This is a genomic window from Alitiscatomonas aceti (assembly GCF_025567195.1).
GTDB lineage: Bacteria > Bacillota > Clostridia > Lachnospirales > Lachnospiraceae > Alitiscatomonas > Alitiscatomonas aceti.
Map to the genome: position 1 here is coordinate 43,498 of NZ_JAOQJF010000017.1, position 22,913 is coordinate 66,410.

21 protein-coding genes and 3 tRNA genes are annotated in these 22,913 nt (G+C 55.2%); 18 read left to right on the top strand and 6 right to left on the bottom strand.

What is annotated here, in order from left to right:
- Positions 1–8 precede the first annotated feature (8 nt).
- The 5 genes from OCV69_RS09665 to OCV69_RS09685 are packed head-to-tail and all read left to right on the top strand — an operon-like array spanning position 9 to position 4,601.
- Positions 9–845, top strand: coding sequence for a deoxyribonuclease IV (locus OCV69_RS09665; protein WP_158358779.1), 837 nt, complete (start codon positions 9–11; stop codon positions 843–845).
- A gap of 35 nt (positions 846–880) precedes the next feature.
- Positions 881–2,131 carry an SPFH domain-containing protein gene (locus OCV69_RS09670; RefSeq protein WP_158358778.1) on the top strand — a complete coding sequence of 417 codons (1,251 nt, stop codon included), beginning with the start codon at positions 881–883 and terminating at the stop codon, positions 2,129–2,131.
- Between the two features lie 19 nt (positions 2,132–2,150).
- Positions 2,151–3,248, top strand: coding sequence for a TFIIB-type zinc ribbon-containing protein (locus OCV69_RS09675; RefSeq protein WP_158358777.1), 1,098 nt, complete (start codon positions 2,151–2,153; stop codon positions 3,246–3,248).
- A 2-nt stretch (positions 3,249–3,250) separates the two neighbouring features.
- Positions 3,251–4,159 (top strand): TPM domain-containing protein, encoded by a 909-nt coding sequence (locus OCV69_RS09680; protein WP_262427984.1) that lies wholly within the window; start codon positions 3,251–3,253, stop codon positions 4,157–4,159.
- A 25-nt stretch (positions 4,160–4,184) separates the two neighbouring features.
- On the top strand, positions 4,185–4,601 hold the full coding sequence (locus OCV69_RS09685; RefSeq protein WP_158358775.1) for a DUF3842 family protein: 417 nt from the start codon (positions 4,185–4,187) through the stop codon (positions 4,599–4,601).
- A gap of 6 nt (positions 4,602–4,607) precedes the next feature.
- On the opposite strand, the gene OCV69_RS09690 is transcribed toward OCV69_RS09685, so the two are convergent.
- Positions 4,608–5,720, bottom strand: a complete 1,113-nt coding sequence (locus tag OCV69_RS09690; protein ID WP_158358774.1) for a M23 family metallopeptidase — start codon at positions 5,718–5,720, stop codon at positions 4,608–4,610.
- Between the two features lie 201 nt (positions 5,721–5,921).
- Here OCV69_RS09690 and OCV69_RS09695 point away from each other — a divergent pair, with 201 nt between their 5' ends.
- Both OCV69_RS09695 and OCV69_RS09700 read left to right on the top strand, forming a co-directional pair.
- Positions 5,922–6,446, top strand: coding sequence for an adenine phosphoribosyltransferase (locus tag OCV69_RS09695; RefSeq protein WP_022273017.1), 525 nt, complete (start codon positions 5,922–5,924; stop codon positions 6,444–6,446).
- A 100-nt stretch (positions 6,447–6,546) separates the two neighbouring features.
- Positions 6,547–6,777 carry a hypothetical protein gene (locus OCV69_RS09700; protein WP_022273016.1) on the top strand — a complete coding sequence of 77 codons (231 nt, stop codon included), beginning with the start codon at positions 6,547–6,549 and terminating at the stop codon, positions 6,775–6,777.
- Here the strand turns inward: OCV69_RS09700 and OCV69_RS09705 are convergent.
- Positions 6,750–8,294 carry a polysaccharide biosynthesis protein gene (locus tag OCV69_RS09705; protein ID WP_158358773.1) on the bottom strand — a complete coding sequence of 515 codons (1,545 nt, stop codon included), beginning with the start codon at positions 8,292–8,294 and terminating at the stop codon, positions 6,750–6,752. The genes OCV69_RS09700 and OCV69_RS09705 overlap by 28 nt on opposite strands.
- 205 nt (positions 8,295–8,499) lie before the next feature.
- On the opposite strand from OCV69_RS09705, the gene nifS reads away from it, so the two are divergent.
- The 5 genes from nifS to OCV69_RS09730 all read left to right on the top strand — a co-directional run bounded on the left by nifS (position 8,500) and on the right by OCV69_RS09730 (position 12,713).
- The gene (gene nifS, locus OCV69_RS09710; protein WP_022273435.1) at positions 8,500–9,696 is read left to right on the top strand and encodes a cysteine desulfurase NifS; all 1,197 of its coding nucleotides are present in this window, start codon (positions 8,500–8,502) and stop codon (positions 9,694–9,696) included.
- A 25-nt stretch (positions 9,697–9,721) separates the two neighbouring features.
- Positions 9,722–10,162, top strand: coding sequence for a Fe-S cluster assembly scaffold protein NifU (gene nifU / locus OCV69_RS09715; protein WP_158358772.1), 441 nt, complete (start codon positions 9,722–9,724; stop codon positions 10,160–10,162).
- Between the two features lie 3 nt (positions 10,163–10,165).
- Positions 10,166–11,242: a tRNA 2-thiouridine(34) synthase MnmA gene (mnmA, locus tag OCV69_RS09720; RefSeq protein ID WP_158358771.1), complete on the top strand. Its 1,077-nt coding sequence runs from the start codon at positions 10,166–10,168 to the stop codon at positions 11,240–11,242.
- On the top strand, positions 11,239–12,519 hold the full coding sequence (locus OCV69_RS09725; protein ID WP_158358770.1) for an N-acetylmuramoyl-L-alanine amidase: 1,281 nt from the start codon (positions 11,239–11,241) through the stop codon (positions 12,517–12,519). The genes mnmA and OCV69_RS09725 overlap by 4 nt, the downstream gene beginning before the upstream one ends.
- Before the next feature lie 103 nt (positions 12,520–12,622).
- A tRNA-Ser gene (locus OCV69_RS09730) sits at positions 12,623–12,713 on the top strand.
- A 540-nt stretch (positions 12,714–13,253) separates the two neighbouring features.
- On the opposite strand, the gene aroF is transcribed toward OCV69_RS09730, so the two are convergent.
- Both aroF and OCV69_RS09740 read right to left on the bottom strand, forming a co-directional pair.
- Positions 13,254–14,264: a 3-deoxy-7-phosphoheptulonate synthase gene (gene aroF / locus OCV69_RS09735; protein WP_158358769.1), complete on the bottom strand. Its 1,011-nt coding sequence runs from the start codon at positions 14,262–14,264 to the stop codon at positions 13,254–13,256.
- 304 nt (positions 14,265–14,568) lie between these two features.
- The gene (locus tag OCV69_RS09740; protein WP_158358768.1) at positions 14,569–15,171 is read right to left on the bottom strand and encodes a cytidylate kinase-like family protein; all 603 of its coding nucleotides are present in this window, start codon (positions 15,169–15,171) and stop codon (positions 14,569–14,571) included.
- Positions 15,172–15,293: 122 nt separating this feature from the next.
- Between OCV69_RS09740 and OCV69_RS09745 the strand changes: the two genes are divergently transcribed.
- From OCV69_RS09745 to OCV69_RS09765, 5 genes are all read left to right on the top strand, one after another.
- Positions 15,294–16,193, top strand: a complete 900-nt coding sequence (locus OCV69_RS09745; protein ID WP_158358767.1) for a LysR family transcriptional regulator — start codon at positions 15,294–15,296, stop codon at positions 16,191–16,193.
- Positions 16,194–16,310: 117 nt separating this feature from the next.
- A complete protein-coding gene (gene metF, locus OCV69_RS09750; protein WP_158358766.1) occupies positions 16,311–17,171 on the top strand; it encodes a methylenetetrahydrofolate reductase [NAD(P)H] in 861 nt (286 codons plus the stop codon).
- Positions 17,171–17,839, top strand: a complete 669-nt coding sequence (locus OCV69_RS09755; protein ID WP_158358811.1) for a vitamin B12 dependent-methionine synthase activation domain-containing protein — start codon at positions 17,171–17,173, stop codon at positions 17,837–17,839. Before metF ends, OCV69_RS09755 begins: the two co-directional genes overlap by 1 nt.
- Positions 17,840–17,845: 6 nt before the next feature.
- The gene (locus OCV69_RS09760) at positions 17,846–20,329 is read left to right on the top strand and encodes a homocysteine S-methyltransferase family protein (protein WP_158358765.1); all 2,484 of its coding nucleotides are present in this window, start codon (positions 17,846–17,848) and stop codon (positions 20,327–20,329) included.
- Between the two features lie 335 nt (positions 20,330–20,664).
- Positions 20,665–22,056, top strand: coding sequence for an alanine/glycine:cation symporter family protein (locus tag OCV69_RS09765; RefSeq protein WP_158358764.1), 1,392 nt, complete (start codon positions 20,665–20,667; stop codon positions 22,054–22,056).
- Positions 22,057–22,234: 178 nt separating this feature from the next.
- Here OCV69_RS09765 and OCV69_RS09770 read toward each other — a convergent pair.
- Both OCV69_RS09770 and OCV69_RS09775 read right to left on the bottom strand, forming a co-directional pair.
- Positions 22,235–22,305: transfer RNA gene (locus OCV69_RS09770), tRNA-Gly, on the bottom strand.
- A gap of 13 nt (positions 22,306–22,318) precedes the next feature.
- A tRNA-Ala gene (locus tag OCV69_RS09775) sits at positions 22,319–22,391 on the bottom strand.
- Between the two features lie 149 nt (positions 22,392–22,540).
- Here OCV69_RS09775 and OCV69_RS09780 point away from each other — a divergent pair.
- Positions 22,541–22,913 (top strand): carboxypeptidase-like regulatory domain-containing protein (locus tag OCV69_RS09780; protein ID WP_262563076.1); only part of this gene is annotated, 373 nt, incomplete at its 3' end.

Here is a 22,913-nt window from a genome sequence, read left to right on the forward strand (position 1 = left end):
AGGGCGCTATGTTTTATATCGGATGCCATTTATCCTGCTCCAAGGGCTTTACAGCCATGGAAAGGGATGCGGAACGGATCGGAGCCACCACGTTCCAGTTTTTCACAAGAAATCCCAGGGGCAGCAGCGTAAAGGCCCTGGACCTGGAGGATATCCGGGAATTTTTAAAGAGAAAGGAAGAAAAGGGGCTGGGGACCCTGGTGGCCCACGCGCCCTATACCTTAAACGCCTGCTCGGCCGATGAAAAGGTCCGGGAGTTTGCCAGGAATACCATGGCCGACGATCTGGCAAGACTGGAGCATACGCCTGGGAACGTTTACAATTTCCATCCGGGAAGCCATGTGAAGCAGGGAACGGAAACCGGGATCCGGCTGATCGCCGAAACGCTGAACGCGATCTTAAAGCCGGAGCAGTCCACCATAGTCCTTCTGGAGACCATGGCCGGAAAGGGCAGCGAGGTGGGAAGCCGGTTTGAGGAGCTCAGGGAGATCCTGGACCGGGTGGAGCTTTCGGAGAAAATGGGAGTCTGTCTGGATACCTGCCATGTCTGGGACGGCGGCTATGATATCGCAGGCGATCTGGACGGGGTCTTAACAGAATTTGACCGGATCGTGGGCTTATCCAGATTAAAGGCTGTCCATTTAAACGACAGCATGAACCCTCTGGGGGCCAGAAAGGACCGCCATGCAAGGATCGGGGAGGGGCACATCGGCCTGGATGCCCTGGTGCGGGTGGTGAACCATCCGGCGCTCCGTGAGCTCCCCTTCTGTCTGGAAACGCCCAATGACCTGGAGGGATATAAAAGAGAGATCGGGCTTCTGCGTTCGCTGAGAACGGAAGGCTGACGGCAGAAAATCCATTGGAAGGAGAAAATAGATCTATGGGAATCATCAAAGCAGCGGCGGATGCCGTAAGAGGCGCTTTTGCAGACCAGTGGCTGGAGGTCATCGAGCCGGGAAACATGGGGGACCAGACTGTTTTTTCTGCTGGAGTTCCCACCCGCAGGGGCCAGAATACAAAGGGGACGCCGGGAGTGGTATCCAACGGCTCCAGGATCCGGGTATACCCCAACCAGTTCATGATGCTGGTGGACGGCGGCCGGGTCGTGGATTACACGGCAGAAGAGGGCTATTACACGGTCAACAATTCCATGGCCCCGTCCCTGTTCAACGGCCAGTTTGGAGAGGCTTTAAAGGAATCCTTTGACCGGATCCGTTTCGGCGGCCAGACCTATGGGGAGCAGAGGGTCTATTATATCAACCTCCAGGAGATCAAGGGCCTGAAGTTCGGTACCAGGACGCCGGTGAACTATTTCGACAGCTTTTATAACGCGGAGCTGTTCCTCAGGGCCCATGGGACGTACTCTGTGAAGATCACAGATCCCTTGAAATTTTACGGGGAAGTGATCCCGAAGAATACGGATCATGTGGAGATGGATGAGATCAACGAGCAGTATCTCAATGAATATATGGAGGCTTTCCAGACGGCCATCAACCAGATGTCTGCCGACGGGATCCGGATCTCCTTTGTGGCCTCTAAAGGCCGGGAGCTGGGCCGGTACATGGCCAATGTCCTGGACGAGGAATGGAACCAGCTGCGCGGCATGGAGATCCAGGCCGTGGGCATCGGAAGCATCTCCTACGACGAGGAATCCCAGAAGCTGATCAACTTAAGGAACCGGGGCGCCATGTTAAGCGATCCGTCCATCCGGGAGGGATACGTCCAGGGACAGATCGCTGAGGGCTTAAATGCGGCCGGCTCCAATCCCAACGGCAGTCTGGCCGGATTCATGGGCATGGGGATCGGAATGCAGAGCGGTGGAAGCTTCATGGGCGCAGCCTCGGCAGCCAACACAAGACAGATGGAGATGATGAACCAGGGAAGAAACGGGATGTACGGCCAGAACGCCGGGAATTTCCAGGGAGGAATGCCAGGCGCCGGCCCCAATGCAGGAGGAGGCCAGAACGGGCCTGCCGGGCAGACCTGGACCTGCGCCTGCGGCAGCGTGAATACGGGAAAATTCTGTCCCGAATGCGGTTCTCCCAGACCTGCGCCCGCAGCCTGGACCTGTGCCTGCGGCGCTGTGAACACGGGGAAATTCTGCTCTGAGTGCGGAAGACCAAGACAGTAGAGACGGAGGATGAGAGCATATGGCGCTGATGTCTTATAAATGTCCCAACTGCGGCGGCGGCCTGGTCTTTGATCCGGATTCCCAGAAATTCCAATGTGAATACTGCCTTTCAGAGTTCACAGAGGAGGAAATGAAGCGGATGGAGGAGGCGTCCGCTTCTCCCGCAGAGGAAGAGAAGGCTGTTTTGGAAGAGGAAGGGACGGCTCCCCAGGAAGGGGACTCGTCCCAGTCTCCGGAAACCGGGGAGGCGGCCGTTTACACCTGTCCCAGCTGCGGGGCCCAGATCGTCACGGACGCCACCACGGCGGCTTCCTTCTGCTATTACTGCCATAACCCGGTGGTCTTTTCCGGCCGCCTTTCGGGAGACCATATGCCGGACTTTGTCATCCCCTTTGCCATAGATAAAAAGGAGGCCACATCCCGCTTCTTAAGCTGGATCGGAAAAAAGAAGTTTGTGCCGGGGGATTTTTTCTCCAGGGACCAGATCGAAAAGCTGTCGGGGATCTACTTCCCTTACCTCATATACAGCTGCCAGGTGGACGGCCAGGCAGAGGCGGAAGCGGAAGAACAGCGCACCTGGGTCTCCGGCAGGACCCGGTACACAGAGCATAAAAGGTACCAGGTGGAACGGGCGGGCACACTGGAAGTTAAAAATTTAACAAGAAATGCTTTAAAAAAGAGCAATAAGGAGCTGGTGGAGGGAGTCCTGCCCTTTGATATGGAAAAGCTCCTGCCCTTCCAGATGGGGTATCTCTCCGGTTTCCAGGCGGAAAGGCGGGACATGGACGGGGAGAGCTTTGCAGACGAGGCGGAGCAGGAGGTAAAGCAGTATACCCTGGACCGGCTCCGGTCCTCCATGGATACATACAGCAGCGTGCGTATAAAAGATTCCTCCATGGAGATCCGGGATCCCCGGTGGCAGTACGCCCTTCTGCCGGTATGGGTCATGACCTATGGCCATAGGGCCGGAGGAAAAACGTACTATTTTGCCATGAACGGCCAGACCGGAAAGATCTGGGGACGGCTGCCGGTGGATAAAAGGAAGCTGGCGGGGCTGTTCTTCGGCGTATTTTTCCCGGTGTTTGCAGCGCTTATGATCGGAGGGTGGTTTCTGTGAGGATGAAAAAATGGATGGGAGTCCTGGGCATGGCGGCGTTTATGGCCGTTGGGATCCCTGGGAATGCCGGGAGCGGACTGAGTATGACCGCCCAGGCCGCGGGCTCCGGGGAGATGGCAGGAAACGTCAGGGTCTTTGACCAGGCGGATCTTTTTCTGGAGGAAGAGGAAAAAGAGCTCCAGCAGGCCATCGACGCCCTCCGGGAAAAGATGGATATGGATGCGGCGGTGGTGACCGCAGAGGAAAATCCCGGTTCTGCCCAGGCCTATGCGGACGATTTTTATGAGGCCCACGGCTTTGGTACGGGAAGCGGCCGCGACGGGGCGCTTCTCCTGATCGACATGGACAACCGGGAGCTGTGTATCTCCACGGAAGGGAAGATGGTGCGGTATCTGACGGACAGCCGGATCGAAGCGGTGCTGGACGACATGTACGGCTATGCCGCAGCCGGAGACTATTACCAGGCAGCCGGAGCGTTTGTGGAGGATCTGGAGGTCTGCTACGACAACGGGATCGCCGCGGACCAGTATAATTACGACCCGGAGACCGGAAAGATCAGCCGCTACCGGTCGGTGCGCTGGTATGAGGCCCTGTTTGCCCTGGCGGCTGCGGCTGCCTGCGGCGGCTTTGCCGTCCTGGGCGTTGTGAGAGAGTATAATATGCGGGATGAGGAAAGCCGGATGGAGGCCAATTTTAAGCTTTCCTACCGGAAGGACAGCGCCTTCCGTATGGGGAGCCGGGTGACGGATCTTCTGATCGGAAGCTATGTGACCCAGCAGGTCATCGCCTCCCAGGACCACCGCAGCAGCGGAAGGAGCGGCGGAGGCAGGAGCCTTTCCTCCGGCGGCCGCAGCACCACCCACCGGTCCTCCAGCGGAAGAAGCCATGGAGGCGGGAGCAGAAAATTTTAAAAGCAGGAAAGAGAGGAACAGGGATATGACGATCATGGTAATGGACGGCCAGGGCGGCCGCATGGGAAAAAGCGTGGTGGAGCAGATCCGGAAACGGTTTCCGGAGGACGAGATCCTGGCCATCGGAACCAACAGTATCGCTACTGCCGCCATGCTGAAGGCCGGGGCGGACGCCGGAGCCACAGGAGAGAACCCGGCCATTGTGGGGAGCCGGAGGGCGGATATCATCATCGGGCCCATGGGCATCGTCATCGCCGATTCCCTGATGGGGGAGATCACGCCGAACATGGCAGTGGCCCTGGGCCAGAGCCAGGCGAAAAAGGTGCTGATCCCGGTGAACCGGTGCCAGCATTTTGTGGTGGGCTGCCAGGATCTGCCCCTGGGCGATTATGTAAAGCTGGTGGTAGAGCAGGTGGAGGCCATTAAGCGGGGAGACTGCTAAGGGGCTTTATCCCTCCGGCTCCCGCTGGTCATAGACCCGTTCCCATTCCTTTGTCCCCTCCACCTTTGCCACCTGGCTCTGGTTCATCCGCAGGAATTTTACCAGCTCATAGCAATCGATCCAGATCTCGTTGTTCCCTTCCTTCTGGGACTCGTCGAAGATCAGCTGGAGGCCGAAATGGAGATGGGGCGTGTCGATGTTGTTGGTGTTTTCCGTGGAGCTGTATCCGGTGCGGCCCAGATAGCCGATCACATCTCCGGCAGTGACCACGCTGCCTTCTGAGAGACAGCTCTGGTAGGGATAATTTTTTCTCAGATGGGCGTAGTAATAATACCGTTTTTTATCGAAGCTGCGGATGCCGATGCGCCAGCCGCCGTACTGGTTCCAGCCCAGGGCCTCCACGGTGCCGGATTCCACGGCGATGATGGGAGTTCCCACCTGGCCCATCATATCATGGCCCAGATGGCGGCGCTTGTAGCCGTAGGAGCGGGAAACGCCGAAGTCGTCATAGTCGCTGTATGGGAAGTCTCTGGCGATGGGGGAAAAGGCCTTGAGCCCGTATTTTGTGACCCAGGTCCCGGATCCAGTCTCTTCCGTGGAAGCCTGCTCCGGTCCGGCTGTTTCTGACGCGGCCTCTTCCGGTCCTGCCTCCTGATCAAAATATCCCACCATGCCGCCCAGGACTGCGCCGTAGGCTTCTTTATAATAGGGATAATATTTCAGGCCCTCTGCCAGCGTATCCATGGATGTGCCGTTTTTTAAGGCTTCGGCCAGGGAATCCAGATCGGCCTGGCGGAACCTGGAAAAATCGCCGCCGTACCGCGCGCCTAAAAATGCCAGGAGCTGGATCCAGTCCAGGTGGACCGGAGCCTGACAGGTGTTGATATCCAGGCGGAAGGCCTTTTCCATGACCTCTGCCGGGACGGTGAAATCCACCCAGCGGATGAAGTCCTTTTCCTTTTCTTCCCCAGGGGGCGCGCTGTCGTCCTGTTCTGAAAGGAAATACGTCTCCGAGGCTGCTTCCCGGCTTTTTAAGCCCAGGGAAAGGGTGAGAAAGGACAGGACCAGAAGCTGTATCACGATGATGACAGACGCTTTTGTTATATGGAACGGTTTCATGGCATACACTCTCCTCCAGGGATTTGCGGGGCAGAGTTCCCGGCCCTGATGCAGAACGGGAGGGAACGCCCCGCAGACATTATATGGGGACAGGCCGGAGAATATGCCGGTTGTCAGGAAAAATGAATTGTGCTATGATAGGGCGTAGCAGGAGGAACCGGCGGCAGGAACGCGGGACTCCCGGAAAGGACGGAAGGAACAATGAAAAAACTGGAAGATTATGTGATCAGCATCCCGGATTTTCCCAGTCCCGGGATCATTTTCAGGGATGTGACATCCATTTTACAGGATGGAGAGGGCCTTCATCTGGCCATTGACCAGCTCCTGGAAATGGTAAAGGATGTGGATTTTGATGTGATCGTGGGAGCCGAGTCCCGTGGCTTTATTTTCGGGATGCCCGTGGCTTATGAGCTCCACAAGCCCTTTATCCTGGCAAGAAAGCCGGGAAAGCTGCCGCGGGAGACGGTTTCTATGGATTATGAGCTGGAATACGGCACAGGGACCATCGAGATGCACGCAGATTCCATTAAACCCGGCCAGAAGGTGGTCATCATCGACGATCTGATCGCCACCGGAGGCACAGTGGAGGCCATTGCAAAGCTGGTGGAAAAGCTGGGCGGCCAGGTGGTGAAGATCTGCTTCATCATGGAGTTAGCGGGCCTCAAGGGCCGGGAAAAGCTGGCTGGCTATGATGTGGAATCAGCCATTATCTATGAAGGAAAATAACGTGTAAAAGCAGCGGGACGGGCTGGAGGAGCGCAGGAGGAAAGCGCCCCTGGCCCGTATTCTGTACCCATAAGGGACATCGTGGAAAGGAAGGATAAGGATGCGGGAGATCGTTTTTAAAATGGAACGGCCCGGCCTGGTGGAGGAGGGCCAGACCGTGGAGGTGAGCGAGTCGGTGTCGCCGGTGAACGTCAACTATATGATCGAGCCGGCGGTGGCCATGTCGGGGCTTTTTAAGTTCAATGAGCGGTTAAAAAGCCGCCAGGGCGTGGTAAAAAAGATCGTGGAAAACGACCGCGGCTTCTATGTGACTGTGGAATTTGACGAGTGATCCGGCCTTTTGTGGAACAGCAGCAAAAATAGAAGATATCCGGTGCAGACCAGCCCGATCTGGAGGACGGTGCCGAAAAAGGGAGGCAGGCTGCCGGGAAGGGGCAGCGGATCCGGGAACAGGGAGAAGATCCCCAGGGCTGACGCCAGGCAGAACGAGGGCTTTACGATCACCGCCCAGGCGTTGGGAGCATACCGGACCAGCCTTCTTAAGGAGTACAGATGAAGGAGGGAGAGGACCAGCTCTCCGGCCAGCATCCCCCAGAGGCAGGCCCGGATCCCGGCCCGGGGGATCCCGAAAAACACAAAGGCCAGGCGTACCAGCAGGGAGACCAGGTTGTGGAGAAAGGTAACGGAGGTCTTTCCCAGGCCGTTTAATACGCTCCCCATGGTGGTGGACAGATAAAGGAAGGGACAGAGCCAGGCCAGGATGGAGATGAAGCTTCCGGCCTCGGCGCTCTTAAACACCTGGAGTCCCAGGGAATCTCCAAAGGATGTGAAGATCCCGATGCACAGGATCCCCATATAGGAGCTGTACCGGAAGGACAGGGCGATATTTTTCAGGATCCCGGAGCGGTTTCCCAGGGACTGGTGACGGGCCACCGAAGGCAGGAGGACCACTGCCAGAGAGTTTATGATGGCCGAGGGGAACATGACAAAGGGCAGGGCCATTCCTGTGAGGACACCATAGACGCTTAAGGCCTGGGACCGGGAAAGGCCGGAAAGCTCTAGGCGGACGGGGATCAGAATGGCCTCCAGGCTCTGGAGAAGGTTCATGACCAGCCGGTTGCCCATGAGGGGCAGGGCCATGGCCAGGAGCGGGGCTGCGGCTGTGAGGACAGAAGAGGGGGCGGGGCGTCCGGAAACGGATGGCCCGTCTTTTTTCCTGTTTCCAAAAAGAAGAAAGGAAAGCAGCGTAAAAAGGGCGGAGCCGGCCTCCCCGGCCACCAGGCCGGCCACAGCCGCCAGGACCGTCACCGGCCTCCCCTGTTCCTCCCAGATCCTGGCAATGAGAAAGACGGTGAAGATGCGGATGCACTGCTCCACCATCTGGGAAAGGGCCGGGACCTGTACCTTTTCTTTTCCGTAATACCAGCCGCATAAGCAGGCATGGACGGACGTGCACGGAATGGCCAGGGCCATGGCCGGGAGCAGGGGCGCGCACCGGGGCTCCATCAGCACCTGGGACGCCAGGAAGCCGGAGAAGCGGATGATGACGGCAGCCAGTCCCAGGGCCAGTGAAAAGGAGATGATAAATCCGGCAAGGAGAGTCCTTCCAGCCCGGTCCCGGTCGGCAGCGGTGAAACGGGAGATGGCCGTCTGGATGGAACCGGCGCAGATGGAAAAACAGATGCCGTAGATGGGAAAGACCATCTGGTAAACGCCCAGGCCCTCGGCTCCGATGGTGCGGGACAGGAAGATACGGTAAAAGAATCCCAGGATCCTGGAGGCAATGCCGGTCAGGGTAAGGAGGAGGGCTCCGGCCGCCAGGGTATGGTTTTTGAAATAAGAGTGCATGGGGCGCTCCGCGAGGAGAAGATTTGCCACAGTATATGTGAAAATGATTCTCGATATTATTATTTTTTTCTTAAATCTGCCAATATCAGTTGAAAAAACCAGAGAGTATCATATATAATGTAGGATAGCCTCCGGAAACGGGGGCAGAAATAAAAAATATAGAGTAGATGAGGCTTTTAACCTGTATTTACGGAAAGGCGGATTTATGAAGAAGGTAATTTATCTTGACAACGCAGCCACCACCCGGGTGCGCCCGGAGGTCGTGGAGGCGATGCTCCCGTATTTTACGGAGCACTATGGAAATCCCTCTTCGGTGTACGATTTTTCCACACCGTGCAAAAAGGCAATGGCCCACACAAGAGAAGTGATCGCAGGATCCCTGGGTGCCAGTGAAAATGAGATCTATTTCACCAACGGCGGCACCGAAGCCGATAACTGGGCGTTAAAGGCGGCGGCTGAGGCCTACGCTTCCAAGGGGAAACACATTATCACAACACAGATCGAGCACCATGCTGTCCTCCACACCGGCCAGTATCTGGAAAAGCTGGGATATGAGGTAACGTATCTTCCGGTGGATGAGAACGGAGTTGTCAGCGTGGACGCGTTAAAAAAGGCGGTCCGTCCGGATACGATCCTGATCTCCGTGATGTTCGCCAATAATGAGATCGGTACCATCGAGCCCATCCGGGAGATCGGCGAAGTGGCAAAGGAGCACGGCATCCTGTTCCATACGGACGCGGTCCAGGCCTACTGCCACGAGCCCATCAACGTGGATGAGCTTCATATCGACATGCTCAGCGCCAGCGCCCACAAGTTCAACGGCCCCAAGGGCGTGGGCTTCCTTTATATCCGGAAGGGGCTGAAGCTTCGATCCTTTATCCACGGCGGCGCACAGGAGAGAAAGCGCCGGGCCGGTACGGAAAACGTGCCGGGGATCGTGGGGCTTGGAAAGGCTGTGGAGCTTTCCCTGGCTTCCATGGAAGAAAATAAGAAAAAAGAGACAGAGCTCCGGGATCATCTGATCCATAGGGTCATGACGGAGATCCCTTATGTACGGCTCAACGGCCACCCGTCCCAGAGACTGTCCAACAATGCCAACTTTTCGTTCCAGTTTATTGAAGGAGAATCTCTTCTGATCATGTTAGACATGGCCGGGATCTGCGGCTCCTCCGGTTCGGCATGCACCTCCGGGTCCCTGGATCCGTCCCATGTGCTTTTAGCCATCGGACTGCCCCATGAGATCGCCCACGGCTCCCTCCGTCTGACCTTAGGGGAAGAGACCACCATGGAGGATATCGACTATACGGTGGACCAGCTGAAACGGATCGTGGAGCGGCTCCGCTCCATGTCACCCCTTTACGAGGACTTTGTAAAGAGCAGAGAAAAGAAGGAAAATCAGTAAAACAGGAGAGAAAAGGAGAAAATATATGTATTCAGATAAAGTAATGGACCATTTTGAGCACCCGAGAAACGTGGGAGAGATCGAAAACGCCAGCGGCGTGGGAACTGTGGGAAATGCCAAATGCGGAGATATCATGCGGATCTACTTAGATATCGACGATGCGACCCATATGATCCGGGACTGCAAATTCAAGACCTTTGGCTGCGGTGCGGCTGTGGCCACCAGCAGCATGGCCACCGAAATGGTAAAGGGAAAGACCATTGAGGAGGCCATGCAGGTGACCAATAAGGCGGTGATGGAGGCTCTGGACGGTCTTCCGCCGGTGAAGGTACACTGCTCCCTGCTGGCAGAGGAGGCGATCCATGCGGCCCTGTGGGATTATGCGGAGAAGCATGACATTAAGATCCAGGGTCTGGAAAAGCCCAAGTCTGATATCAGCGAGCACGATGAGGACGAGGAATATTAAGGAATGGGAAAAAAGGTAGTAGTAGGCATGTCCGGCGGCGTCGATTCTTCGGTCGCCGCCTGCCTTTTAAAGAAGCAGGGCTACGATGTGATCGGAGTGACCATGCAGATCTGGCAGGATGAGGATCCGGAGGAGACAGCGGAAAACGGGGGCTGCTGCGGCCTGACCGCCGTGGAGGACGCCCGGAAGGTGGCCTGGAGCCTGGGGATCCCGTATTATGTGATGAATTTCCGGAAGGAATTCAAGGCTGCTGTGATGGATTACTTTGTGGATGAGTATCTTCACGGGAGGACGCCCAATCCATGCATTGCCTGCAACCGGTATGTGAAATGGGAGGCCCTTTTGTCCAGGAGCCTGGAGATCGGGGCGGATTATATCGCCACGGGCCATTATGCCCGGATCCTTAAGCTGCCCAACGGCCGGTACACGGTGAGAAATTCCGTGACGGCCCAGAAGGACCAGACGTATGCCCTTTATAACCTGACCCAGGACCAGCTTGCGCGGACTCTGATGCCGGTGGGAGACTTCACAAAAGAGGAGATCCGCCAGATGGCAGAGGACATGGGGCTTCCCGTGGCAAAGAAAAAGGACAGCATGGAGATATGCTTTATCCCGGATAACGACTACGCGGCCTTCATCGAGCGGTCAGCCGGAGAGGTGCCGGGAGCCGGAAACTTTGTGGATAAGGAAGGGAAGATCCTGGGACGTCACAAGGGGATCACCCATTATACGGTGGGGCAGAGAAAGGGACTGAACCTTTCCATGGGCCATCCCGTATTTGTCACCGGGATCCGTCCGGAAACCAACGAGGTGGTCATCGGGGAAGGGGACGATGTGTTTTCCGATTTCCTGGTCTGCGGCGGGCTCAACTGGATGGCGGAGGACGGCCTTCACGGTGAGGAGCGCCGGGTCATGGCCAAGATCCGTTACAGCCATAAGGGCGCGCCCTGTCTGATCCGGGAACGGGAGGACGGGACCGTGGAATGCCAGTTTGAAACGCCCCAGCGGGCCATCACCCCGGGACAGGCCGTGGTATTTTATGAAAATGATCATATATTCGGAGGAGGGACCATCCTGTGAAAGAACGTATAAAAGGGCGGAAACTCCTCCGCCTGTTTCTTGTGTGCGCCCTGGGGACGGCTCTTCTTTCCGGCTGCGGCGGCATGAACCGGTACCAGACCATGGAGCTGGAAACAGAAACGGAAGCGGCTTCCGGGACAGAGGATATGACCGTCATCACCATGGGAGAGACAGCGGCAGAAGAGGACGGGACAGAGGCCGGGGAGAGCAGCCCGGAGGAAGCGGCAGCAGCAGAACCGGAGACGGAAAAGTACCAGCCTGTGGATGAGACCGTGGTGGTAAAGGCGGACCTTTTAAATGTGAGAAAAGAGGACCGGGCCGACGCCAGGATCTACGTCCAGTTAAAGAATGGGGAAAAGCTCCGGCGGATTGGCTATAACGAAGAGTGGAGCCAGGTGGAGTATGACGGCAAGACCGCCTATGTGGCCTCGGATCTGGTAGAGGTATGGGTGGAGGAGACGGATGCCCCGGAAGCAGAACCCCAGACGGCAAAAGACAGTTCTGCGGAACCCCAGGCGGGGCCGGAGGGCGCACCCGGAAGCTCCGGGGAAGATCCCCAGCCGGCGGCGGACGGAGCCGGAGCGGTTCCGGCAGATGCATCCGGCCGGGCGGCTGAGGCCCAGGCAGAGGTGCCCTGGAATGGCCATACGGTGGCCATTGACGCCGGACACCAGGCCAAGCCCAATGCAGAAAAGGAGCCCATCGGCCCAGGCTCTGAAACCATGAAGGCCAAAATGCCCCAGGGCGGCGTGGGGGCCGTATCCGGCGTAAAGGAATATGAGCTGACCCTGACGCTGGCAAAAAAGCTGGAGAAGGAGCTGAAGGCCAGGGGCTACCATACGGTGATGATCCGTACCGGACATGACGTAAACTTAAGCAATTCCCAGCGGTCAGCCATGGCCAACGACAGTGAGGCGGAGATCTTCATCCGGCTCCATGCCAATTCCATGGAAAACTCCAGCGTATACGGTGCTCTGGGGATGTGCATGACGGCCCAGAACCCCTATAACGCGGAGCTCCACGACCAGAGCTACCGGCTGGCCAAGTCCATCATCGATAATATCTGTGCCCAGACGGGAACGAAAAACCGCGGCGTCCAGGAGGTGGACAATTCCGGCGAGATCAACTGGAGCCAGATCCCGGTGGCTGTGGTGGAAACGGGATTTTTAAGCAATCCCGACGAGGACCGGTGGCTTCAGGACGAAAGCTACCAGGATAAGCTGGTGGCCGGGATCGCGGCGGCTGTGGATTCGTATTTCGGGGGAGCTGCAGAATAAAAAATGAAAAAAATTCGATTTTCCACTACACAAAAGAAGAAATATCGTGTATAATAGGGAACAGCGGTCTGGAGCCCCCGGGCCGTCTGTTCCATAAGTATACGGAGACGTAGCGAAGCGGTCGTAACGCGGCGCACTCGAAATGCGTTTGCCGGCTAATACCCGGCACGTGGGTTCGAATCCCACCGTCTCCGCTGAAGCCCTTGAAGATCAAGGGCTTTTTTATTTGCAATATGGAAAAGCCTTCCCTAATTGGGATACATACCGGATGCTGTGTGCAGCTCCATGCCGTCTCCAATGAGGACTGCGGCAGCTGCCTGCCAGCTCCAGGCGATGGACTAAGGGGCAGACAGGCTGCCAGGGATGAAAGTTTATTCTGTACATACCTATACGGGGTATAGATGGCGCTTTTGGGCATAAAACGGTGCTTTTTTCTCCAATACCCAAAAAATCGGGAGATTTTGGGCATAGAAGGGAAGGTTTATGCGCTGCTGCCCAAAAATCTGGATCTTTAAGGAAAATCCGGCGGTTTTCCCCGGAATTTTGGGTATATCTGGAAAAAACTGCCGTATATGCCCAAAGCCCTGGGGCCAGGCCGCCGCCAGGGCCGGATGCTGAGAATTTCACGCTCCAGAACCGATCCCGACACAGCCATTATGTATCGGAAAACAGAACCTGCAAAAACAGCTATGACAGCCGCCAATCGGCACCGTCATAGCTGTTTTTCTAGGGTATCAGTCCAGGATCCGGAAGAAGTCCACGGTTCGCTGGATTTTTTTCATCAGTGTGTCGAACATCTGGGGAGTTAAGGACTGGGCTCCGTCGCAGAGAGCCTTCTCCGGATCATTATGGACCTCGATCATCAGACCATCGGCTCCGGCGGCAATGGCTGCCAGGGTCAGGGGCTCTACCATGAAGCGGATCCCGGATGCATGGCTGGGGTCCACGATCACTGGCAGATGGGTCTTCTGCTTTAACATGGGAATGGCGGAGATATCCAGGGTGTTTCTGGTGGAGGTCTCAAAGGTGCGGATCCCCCGCTCGCAGAGGATGACGTTTTCATTTCCTCCGGCCATGATGTACTCGGCGCTCATTAAAAGCTCGTCCAGGGTGTTGGCCAGGCCGCGCTTTAAAAGGATGGGCTTCCGGATCTTTCCCAGCTCCTTTAAAAGCTCGAAGTTCTGCATATTCCTGGCTCCCACCTGGATCACGTCCACATCTTCAAAAAGAGGAAGGTGCTCGGCGCTCATGATCTCTGTGACCACTGGGAGTCCCGTGGCTTTTTTGGCCTCCAGAAGAAGATCCAGGCCCTGCTCATGGAGTCCCTGGAAGGCATAGGGGGAAGTCCTGGGCTTGAAGGCCCCGCCCCGTAAAAGGCGGGCTCCGGAGCGCTTCACATCCTCGGCCACCTGGGTGATCTGCTCTCTGGTCTCGATGGAGCATGGACCGGCGATGACCTGGAAGTGCCCGCCGCCGATCTTCTGGCCGCAGACATCCACAACCGTATTTTCCGGGTGCATGGACCGGCTGGCCTTTTTATAGGGCTCCCGGATCCGGCGTACATCCTCTACCACGTCCATGGCCTTCAGCCAGTCCTCATGGATCGATGTGGTGTCGCCGATGAGGCCGATGAGGGAGGTCTGGGTTCCCTGGGAAAGATGGAGCTTAAAGCCCTTGTGTTCAAGCTCCTGCTTCAGGATTTCTACTTTCTCCGGATTGGCATTTTGTTTTAAGATAATGATCATATTCGTTTTCCTCCTGGTTGAAATTCCTATGACATGAAAAAACCGGCGTCTGCTGGGAATGCAAACACCGGCTCCTGGTTTTCGGAAATCTTTAAGAGAAATCGGGAGAGGTTTGTTTTCCGCAGCAAAAGCAGTCCGCGCTATAATAACCCGGAAAAGAATAGAAGAAATAATAAGAAGCGTTCCATGCGGTATTCTTCATGATCGGCTGCGTCCTTTCTGAAATCTCGTGTTCTGGAAACCATCATACAGCGGATGGCTCTTTTTGTCAACAGAAATTTTAATCATTTAAAGCGTAACGGTTTCAAGTGAGAGAAATCGTGCTGGAAATAACATCCACACACTTCTGGATCCCCAGCCGTCCGCTGTTTAAGCAAAGATCGTAATTCTTCGGCTTTCCCCATTCATTGCCGCTGTAATACTGGTAGTAATCCCGGCGCTTCTGGTCGATGGTACGGATCCTTGCTTCCATTTTTTTTACATCCACGGTCTCATCCTGTTCCAGGGAGAGCAGCCGTTCCACCCGCTTTTTTAAGCTGGAGCAGATGAACACGGAGAACGAGTCTTCCACGATCACGTCCGAGCAGCGTCCGATGATGACACAGGGGCCCAGACTGGCCATTTTTTTGATGATCCGGGACTGGATCACAAAGAGCTGGTCAGAAACGGGCACCTCATAGGTGGAAGAGAAGGGATCGATCACAGCGTACTGGTAGTCGATCCGTTCTTTATGGCCGATCACTTCATCATTGGCATGGAAGATTTCCTCAGAGATATTGCTGTCTTCGGCGGCCATGGAGATGATCTCTTTATCATAAAAAGGAATCCCCAGCTTTTTTGCAAGGCGGTAGCCGATCTCCCGTCCGCCGCTGCCGAATTCCCGGCTGATGGATATGACTTTGCTCATAATTTTGCCTCCCTTTTTGATATAGTATCCCTATCATACCATACTTTCTGCCAATTTCCAACAATTCTCTTTTTTTTCCAGAGGTATTCGTGTATCATAGGAGGAAAAACAGGAGGTGTACTATGACTCTGACCCAGCTTCGCTATGTGATCGCCGCCGCCGACACAGGCTCCATGAACGAGGCGGCAAAAAAGCTCTTTATTTCCCAGCCCAGTCTGTCCCAGGCCCTCAGAGAGCTGGAAAAGGAGATCGGGATCGAGATATTTTTAAGAAATAACCGGGGCGTGATCCTGACAGAGGAGGGCAAAGAGTTCCTGGGATACGCAAGGCAGGTGACAGAGCAGTATGAGCTGATGGAGTCCCGGTACGTGGAAAAGAAGGACGTGAAGAAGAAATTTGCCGTCAGCATGCAGCATTATACCTTTGCGGTCAGTGCCTTCATCGGGATGGTGAAGCAGTTTGGCATGGAGGAATACGAGTTTGCAGTGCGGGAGACCACTACCTATGAAGTGATCGAGGATGTGAAAAACTTCCGGAGCGAGATCGGGATCCTTTATGTCAATGAATTCAATAAGCGGGTGCTTTATAAGCTGTTTTCCACTATGGATCTGGAATTTGAGCTGCTGATGGACTGCGGCGTATATGTATATATGTGGAAGGGCCATCCCCTGGCTGGGAGAACGAGGATCTCCATGGAGGACCTGGAGCCGTATCCCTGCCTTTCCTTTGAGCAGGGCCAGTATAATTCCTTCTATTTTGCGGAGGAGGTCCTCAGTACCTATGATTACAAACGCTCCATTAAGGTCAGCGACCGGGCCACCATTTTAAACCTGATGGTGGGTCTCTGCGGCTATACCCTTTGCTCCGGCATCATCTGTGAGGAGCTCAACGGCTCCGATTACTGTGCAGTCCTTCTGGAAGGAGAGGAGACCATGACCATCGGATATCTGAAACGGAAGGGGGCAGCCTTAAGTCCCCTGGGGCAGAAATATCTGGAGGAGCTGGAGAAGGTCCTGGTATAGAACAACTTGATATAGGAAAAACCTTTAACAAGACGTATTTTTTCTATATTAGACAGGGACGCATTTTTGTGATAGCATACCTTCATTACAGAAAATGACTAAAGGCAGGCAGAAGATATGAAGATCACAGAAATCTTATCCCAGGAAAAACCAGTTCTTTCCTTTGAAGTGTTCCCTCCCAAAAAAGAGAGCGCATATGAGACCGTGGAGCAGGCGGCGGTGGAGATCGCCAGGCTTTCCCCGTCGTTTATGAGCGTCACCTATGGGGCCGGCGGCGGCACCAGCCAGTATACGGCGGACCTGGCGGCCTGCCTGGCGAAAAAATACGGAGTCACGTCCATGGCCCATCTGACCTGTGTTTCCTCCACCAGGGAGCATGTGATGGGCGTGGTGGAACGGCTCAGGGAAAACGGGATCGAAAACATCCTGGCGCTCCGGGGGGATATCCCTTCGGACGGTCATGTGGAAAAGGATTACAGCCACGCCAGTGACCTGGCGGCAGAGCTGGCGGCCATGGGAGATTTCTGCATCGGCGGCGCCTGCTATCCAGAGGGCCATCCCGAATCGAAGAATAAAGCAGAGGACATCCGGTATCTGAAGGAAAAGGTGGACGCAGGCTGCAGCTTCCTGACGACCCAGATGTTTTTTGACAACGATCTGTTCTACAACTTCCTTTACAGGATCCGGGAGGCTGGGATCGCCGTGCCGGTGGTGGCCGGGATCATGCCGGTAACAAACGCAAAGCAGATGAAACGGATCCTCAGCATGTCCGGAACGGTCCTTCCCACCCGTTTTAAAATGCTGTTAGACAGGTTCGGGGACGATCCGGCGGCCATGAAGCAGGCGGGCGTCGCCTATGCCGTATCCCAGATCATCGATCTGGTGGCCAACGGGATCCATGCCATCCATATCTATTCCATGAACAAGCCGGATGTGGCGGAGCAGATCAAGAGCAGCTTATCGGAGATCCTGGTATGATGGAGGACGGGGTCCGCAGGAGCGAGGTGTTCCGGTATCTGGGATATGGGAACCGGGTCCCGGATGAGGAAACAGGAGAACTGGCAGAGGAATGTATAAAAGAGCTCCTGCGGGTATCAGAAGAGCGGATCTGTGTACGGGAGTTTCCGGTGACGGTGCGGGACGGGAGCCTGGACTGCGGCTGTTTCCAGACCTCCAGCAGAAGTCTTTTAAAGAACCTGGGCGGCTGCGCCCGGGTTCTTGTGATGGCGGCGACCCTGGGGACGGGAGTGGACCGGCTGCTCCTTAAGTACGGGAAGCTTTTTATGGCCAGGGCTGTGGTCATGCAGGCGGCAGCAGCGGCTCTGATCGAGGAGGTCTGTGACAGGAATTTTGAGTCCTGGCGAAAGGAATATGAGGAAAAGGGGCTTTACCTGCGGCCAAGATTTTCTCCGGGCTACGGAGATTTCCCGTTAAGCGTCCAGAAGGACCTTCTGGGAGGGCTGGAGGCCGGGAAGCGCCTGGGGATCACTCTGACAGAGGGAGGCCTTATGATGCCGTCCAAATCCGTGACGGCGGTGATCGGGATCAGTCCGGTGAAGGGCTTCTGCCGGACAGAGGGGTGCGAGGCATGTGAAAAAAAGGACTGTCCGTACAGGAGGAGCCTGGGACAGGGAAGGGAGACGTAAGGACAGATGGATATCAGGGATGAACTGAAGCGGAGGCGGATCTTTTTTGACGGAGGCATGGGGAGCATGCTCCAGGAGCGGGGACTTCTGCCGGGAGAGCTGCCGGAGACATGGAATCTTTCTCATCCGGAGGCCGTGAAGGAGATCCACCTGGAATACTTAAGGGCCGGGGCCGATGTGGTGACAGCCAATACCTTTGGGGCCAACGGGTTCAAATATAAGAAAGACGAAGGATACAGCCTGGGATCCATTGTAACGGCGGGCGTTTCCCTGGCAAAGGAGGCTGTAAAGGAGGCCGGGCATGGATATGCGGCCCTGGATCTGGGGCCCACGGGGCGGCTTCTGGCCCCCTGCGGGGATCTGGATTTCGAGGATGCATGTAAGGCGTATAAAGAGGTGGTGGAGGCTGGAGTCCGGGCAGGAGCCGACCTGATCGTCATTGAGACCATGGGAGACAGCTATGAGTTAAAGGCAGCGGTGCTGGCAGCCAAGGAGGTCTCATCCCTTCCGGTGTTCGCCACAGTGACTCTGGACGAAAAGGGGAAAATGCTCACGGGAGGAACGGTGGAAACGGCGGCCGCCCTCCTGGAGGGGCTGGGAGCGGACGTCATAGGCCTGAACTGTGGTCTGGGTCCGGTCCAGCTGCTGCCGTTCATGAAGCATTTAAGGAGCGTCTCATCCCTTCCTTTGATGGTAAATCCCAATGCCGGCCTTCCCAGGAGCGAGAACGGGCGGACCGTGTATGACATCGATGCCTGCGGCTTTGCCCAGGCCATGAAGGCCATGGCGGAATGCGGAGTTTCGGTCCTTGGCGGCTGCTGCGGGACCACGCCGGAGCATATCCGGAGACTTAGGGAGGCCTGCGGTCCGCTTCCTCTGCTTCCGGTGGAAAAAAAGGACCGGACGGTGGTCTCCTCTTACGGGCAGGCGGTGATCCTGGGCGAAAGGCCTGTGATCATCGGAGAGCGGATCAACCCCACGGGAAAACCCAGGCTTAAGCAGGCCCTGAAGGACCGGGATATGGCGTATATCCTGAACATGGCCGCCTCCCAGGAGGAGAATGGGGCGGATATCCTGGACGTGAACGTGGGACTTCCCGGCCTCGATGAGACGGCAGTGATGACAGAGACCGTAAGAGAGCTCCAGAGCGTAACAGATCTGCCGCTGCAGATCGATACCTCAGACGTAAAGGCCATGGAACAGGCCATGCGGATCTATAACGGAAAGCCTATGGTCAACTCTGTCAACGGAAAGAAGGAGGTCATGGAGGCGGTGTTCCCGCTGGTGCGGAAGTACGGAGGCGTGGTGGTGGCCCTGTGCCTGGATGAAAACGGGATCCCGGAAACGGCGGCCAGAAGGCTTGCAGTGGCGAAAAAGATTTACGAGACGGCGGCCTCCTACGGTATTGAGAAGAAGGATATCCTGGTGGATGCCTTGTGCATGGCTGTGAGCTCGGATAAGAACGGGGCCATGACCACCCTGGAGACTGTAAAACGGGTCAAGGAGGAGCTGGGAGGAAAAACCGTGCTGGGCGTGTCCAACATATCCTTTGGCCTTCCCATGAGAGAGCATATCAATTCTGCGTTCTTTCTGCTGGCGCTGGAAAACGGCCTGTCTGCGGCGATCATCAATCCTGGCCTCCCGGCCATGGCGGCCGCTTATAAGAGCTTTCTGGTCCTCCATGGGATGGATGAGAACTGCTCTGGCTACGTGGAAAAATACGGGCAGGAGGAGGCGGCCAGGAAGGCAGAACAGGAGGCCCGGAAGGAAGCGGCGGCTGGAATCCGGAAAAACGGATCCCAGGGAACTGGGGAAACTGAAAGTTCCGGAGGTCCCTATGGTCCGGCAGCGCTGGAAGGAGATCCGGCAGAGACTCCTTTAAAGCGCAGCATAAAGAAGGGGATGATCCAGGCGGCTGAAACGGCAGCCCGGAATGCCCTCCTTTCAGCAGATGCCCTGACCGTAATAAACCGGGAGATGATCCCGGCCCTGGACGAGGTGGGAAAGGGCTTTGAGGCCGGAACTGTGTTCCTTCCGCAGCTTTTAATGAGCGCAGAGGCTGCCCGGGCTGCCTTTGGGATCATGAAGGAAAAGATGACAAAAGACGGAGTGGAGCGGGAGAATCGGGGCGCGGTGATCCTGGCCACAGTCAAGGGAGATATCCACGATATCGGAAAAAACATCGTAAAGGTCCTGCTGGAAAATTATGGCTTCCAGGTGCTGGATCTGGGGCGGGACGTACCGCCGGAGGCCGTCGTTTCCGCCGCCGTAAGGGAGCAGGTGCCGGTGGTGGGCTTAAGCGCCCTCATGACCACCACAGTCCCGGCCATGGAGGAGACCATCCGGCTCTTACGGGACCAGGCCCCCTGGGTAAAGGTCATGGTGGGCGGCGCGGTCCTTACAAAGGAGTACGCTGAGTCCATCGGTGCAGACGGTTATTGCAAAGATGCCATGGCCTCCGTGGATTTTGCAGTCAAATATGTTAAATAAATATAAAAAAACTAAAGATAAGATAAAAAATATAAAGAAAAACCAATAAAAACAGGCGGTAATAAATTGACATCATTTGTGCAACATGGTATATTAGGTATGTAATCGATAAAATCTATACGGAAATGCATAGACATAGAAAAAATGTATCTGTGGGGTAGGATACAGGCAACGGTACGGTTCTTTGGCCGCCGGAAAATGCATTCCGCAGGGGGAGATTTTAAGATTTTATTGTGTACATATGTCCCCTATGGTCTGGAACTCCAGACCAGCAAAGCTGTAAGGATTCCGGTCCCTGACCGGGATCACATTATGCAATAATAGGAGGAAAAACTATGCAAGCATTAACTGACACCTTACTGCCTATCGTGAATACCATTAATGGATATCTGTCTGACTATATCCTGGTATTCCTTCTTATGGGAGCCGGCCTGTACTTCAGCTTTAAGACGAAATTCGTTCAGGTCCGCTGCTTTGGAGAAGGTATGAAGCGGGTATTCGGAAACCTGACTTTAAGCGGCAAGAAGCATGAGAGCGGAATGAGTTCCTTCCAGGCGCTGGCCACAGCCATCGCTGCCCAGGTTGGTACCGGTAATATCGTCGGCGCCTCTGGTGCGATCCTGACCGGCGGTCCCGGAGCTATTTTCTGGATGTGGATCATTGCGTTCTTCGGCATGGCGACCATTTATGCCGAGGCAGTTTTAGCCCAGAAGACACGTGTGAAAAATGAAGACGGACAGTATCTTGGCGGACCTGTTTACTACATCCGCACTGCTTTCCAGGGCAGCCTTGGAAAATTCCTGGCAGCCTTCTTCGCCATTGCCATCATCCTGGCTCTGGGCTTTACCGGCTGTATGGTACAGTCCAACTCCATCGGCTCTACTTTCAGCACAGCCTTTGGTGTTCCGTCCTGGATCGTTGGTATCATTTTAGTAGCAGTATGTGGATTTATTTTCGTTGGCGGCGTTCAGCGTCTTGCTTCCGTTACGGAGAAGCTGGTTCCCATCATGGCAGCTGTATTCCTTCTGGGCGGCGTTGTTGTCCTGATCGCAAGGATCCAGTATGTTCCGGCAACTTTTGGGATGATCTTCAAATATGCCTTCCAGCCCCAGGCCATCGTCGGCGGTGCTTTTGGTACTGCATTAAAGGCAGCCATCAGCCAGGGTGCAAAGCGCGGCCTGTTCTCCAATGAGGCTGGTATGGGCTCCACACCCCACGCTCATGCTCTTGCAAATGTAAAAGAGCCTCACGAGCAGGGCTGTGTGGCTATGATCGGTGTTTTCATTGATACCTTCGTAGTTCTGACTTTAAACTCCCTGGTTGTTATCTGCACGCTTTACACTCCTGACGGCCCCTTAGCAGCAGGCTACACCGGAGAGATCGTAAATGTGCTTAACAACACGAACCTGGCCCAGACCGCCTTCGGCGTTGTGTTTGGCGCAGATCTGGGAGCGAAATTCGTGGCAGTCGCCCTGTTCTTCTTTGCGTTCTCCACGATCCTCGGATGGAATATGTTCGGTAAGGTAAATACGGAGTACCTGTTTGGCAAGAAGGGCGTGACCGTTTATACGATCATTTCTCTGATCTTCATCTTCCTGGGAACCACCACCTCTTCTGATCTGGTATGGGCTCTGTCCGATATGTTCAACCAGCTCATGGTTCTTCCCAACGTCATCGGTCTCGTTGGCTGTACAGCCCTCGTAGTATCCCTGACAAAATTCAAATAATAAGACTGGAAATCACCCCCGATATGAAAAAAGGCCTTTCGCTGTATGGTGCAGCGGGAGGCCTTTTTATGGGCTGGAAGTTACAGAGAAACCCAGGATGGGAGACGGGCTGGGAAGAACAGATGAAAAAACCCCTTATAGTTATTGGATCTTTCAACAACTATAAGAGGTCTGATACAGCAGATAACGGGAGTCGAACCCGCCTTTCCAGCTTGGGAAGCTAGCGTTCTACCGATGAACCATATCTGCAAAAAAGAAAAAGTGGAGCATATGGGATTCGAACCCACGACCTTTTGAATGCCATTCAAACGCGCTCCCAACTGCGCTAATGCCCCAGTGCCTATATACTACCACAAAAGGATCATTTACACAAGCCCTTTTTTGAAATTTTTTTGTTTTTTTGAATGATTCTTTCTATTTGACAGGGAAACTCCATCCGTCCTGGCGCATATGCTATCCTAACATTCTTTATTATGAGGCAGACATGGCACAAGGTTATCTGCAGGTAGATGTGGTTTCAGATACAAATAATTTTCCGGTCACAGATGCCAGCATCTCCATATCAAAGACAGAGACGCCGGAGGAGATTCTGGAGGAAGTGAGGACAGACAGCTCCGGCCAGACAGAAAATGTGGCTCTGGAAGCCCCTCCGGCGGAGCTTAGCCTGGCTCCGTCCGGGGAGAGGCCTTACGCAGAATATACGATCCGCATCACAGCGCCGGGATACGACCCGTTTTCCGTCGTAGTACTAGGAAAGTTCCGTCGTTTTCTTCTCGTCATTTTTTTATCTCTTTTCCTGCATCTCGATTTTTCCTTTATTTACAGCAAATTTTCAATGCCCTTTTGGGGCTTTTTTT

Coding starts and splice junctions, on each gene's coding strand:
- OCV69_RS09695 (WP_022273017.1), top strand. CDS start 5,922: ATGAAAAAACTGGAAGATTATGTGATCAGCATCCCGGATTTTCCCAGT.
- OCV69_RS09680 (WP_262427984.1), top strand. CDS start 3,251: ATGAAAAAATGGATGGGAGTCCTGGGCATGGCGGCGTTTATGGCCGTT.
- OCV69_RS09755 (WP_158358811.1), top strand. CDS start 17,171: ATGGAGGACGGGGTCCGCAGGAGCGAGGTGTTCCGGTATCTGGGATAT.
- OCV69_RS09690 (WP_158358774.1), bottom strand. CDS start 5,720: ATGAAACCGTTCCATATAACAAAAGCGTCTGTCATCATCGTGATACAG.
- OCV69_RS09675 (WP_158358777.1), top strand. CDS start 2,151: ATGGCGCTGATGTCTTATAAATGTCCCAACTGCGGCGGCGGCCTGGTC.
- aroF (WP_158358769.1), bottom strand. CDS start 14,264: ATGATCATTATCTTAAAACAAAATGCCAATCCGGAGAAAGTAGAAATC.
- OCV69_RS09740 (WP_158358768.1), bottom strand. CDS start 15,171: ATGAGCAAAGTCATATCCATCAGCCGGGAATTCGGCAGCGGCGGACGG.
- nifS (WP_022273435.1), top strand. CDS start 8,500: ATGAAGAAGGTAATTTATCTTGACAACGCAGCCACCACCCGGGTGCGC.
- OCV69_RS09665 (WP_158358779.1), top strand. CDS start 9: ATGTTTTATATCGGATGCCATTTATCCTGCTCCAAGGGCTTTACAGCC.
- nifU (WP_158358772.1), top strand. CDS start 9,722: ATGTATTCAGATAAAGTAATGGACCATTTTGAGCACCCGAGAAACGTG.
- OCV69_RS09685 (WP_158358775.1), top strand. CDS start 4,185: ATGACGATCATGGTAATGGACGGCCAGGGCGGCCGCATGGGAAAAAGC.
- OCV69_RS09670 (WP_158358778.1), top strand. CDS start 881: ATGGGAATCATCAAAGCAGCGGCGGATGCCGTAAGAGGCGCTTTTGCA.
- metF (WP_158358766.1), top strand. CDS start 16,311: ATGAAGATCACAGAAATCTTATCCCAGGAAAAACCAGTTCTTTCCTTT.
- mnmA (WP_158358771.1), top strand. CDS start 10,166: ATGGGAAAAAAGGTAGTAGTAGGCATGTCCGGCGGCGTCGATTCTTCG.
- OCV69_RS09705 (WP_158358773.1), bottom strand. CDS start 8,294: ATGCACTCTTATTTCAAAAACCATACCCTGGCGGCCGGAGCCCTCCTC.
- OCV69_RS09745 (WP_158358767.1), top strand. CDS start 15,294: ATGACTCTGACCCAGCTTCGCTATGTGATCGCCGCCGCCGACACAGGC.
- OCV69_RS09700 (WP_022273016.1), top strand. CDS start 6,547: ATGCGGGAGATCGTTTTTAAAATGGAACGGCCCGGCCTGGTGGAGGAG.
- OCV69_RS09765 (WP_158358764.1), top strand. CDS start 20,665: ATGCAAGCATTAACTGACACCTTACTGCCTATCGTGAATACCATTAAT.
- OCV69_RS09760 (WP_158358765.1), top strand. CDS start 17,846: ATGGATATCAGGGATGAACTGAAGCGGAGGCGGATCTTTTTTGACGGA.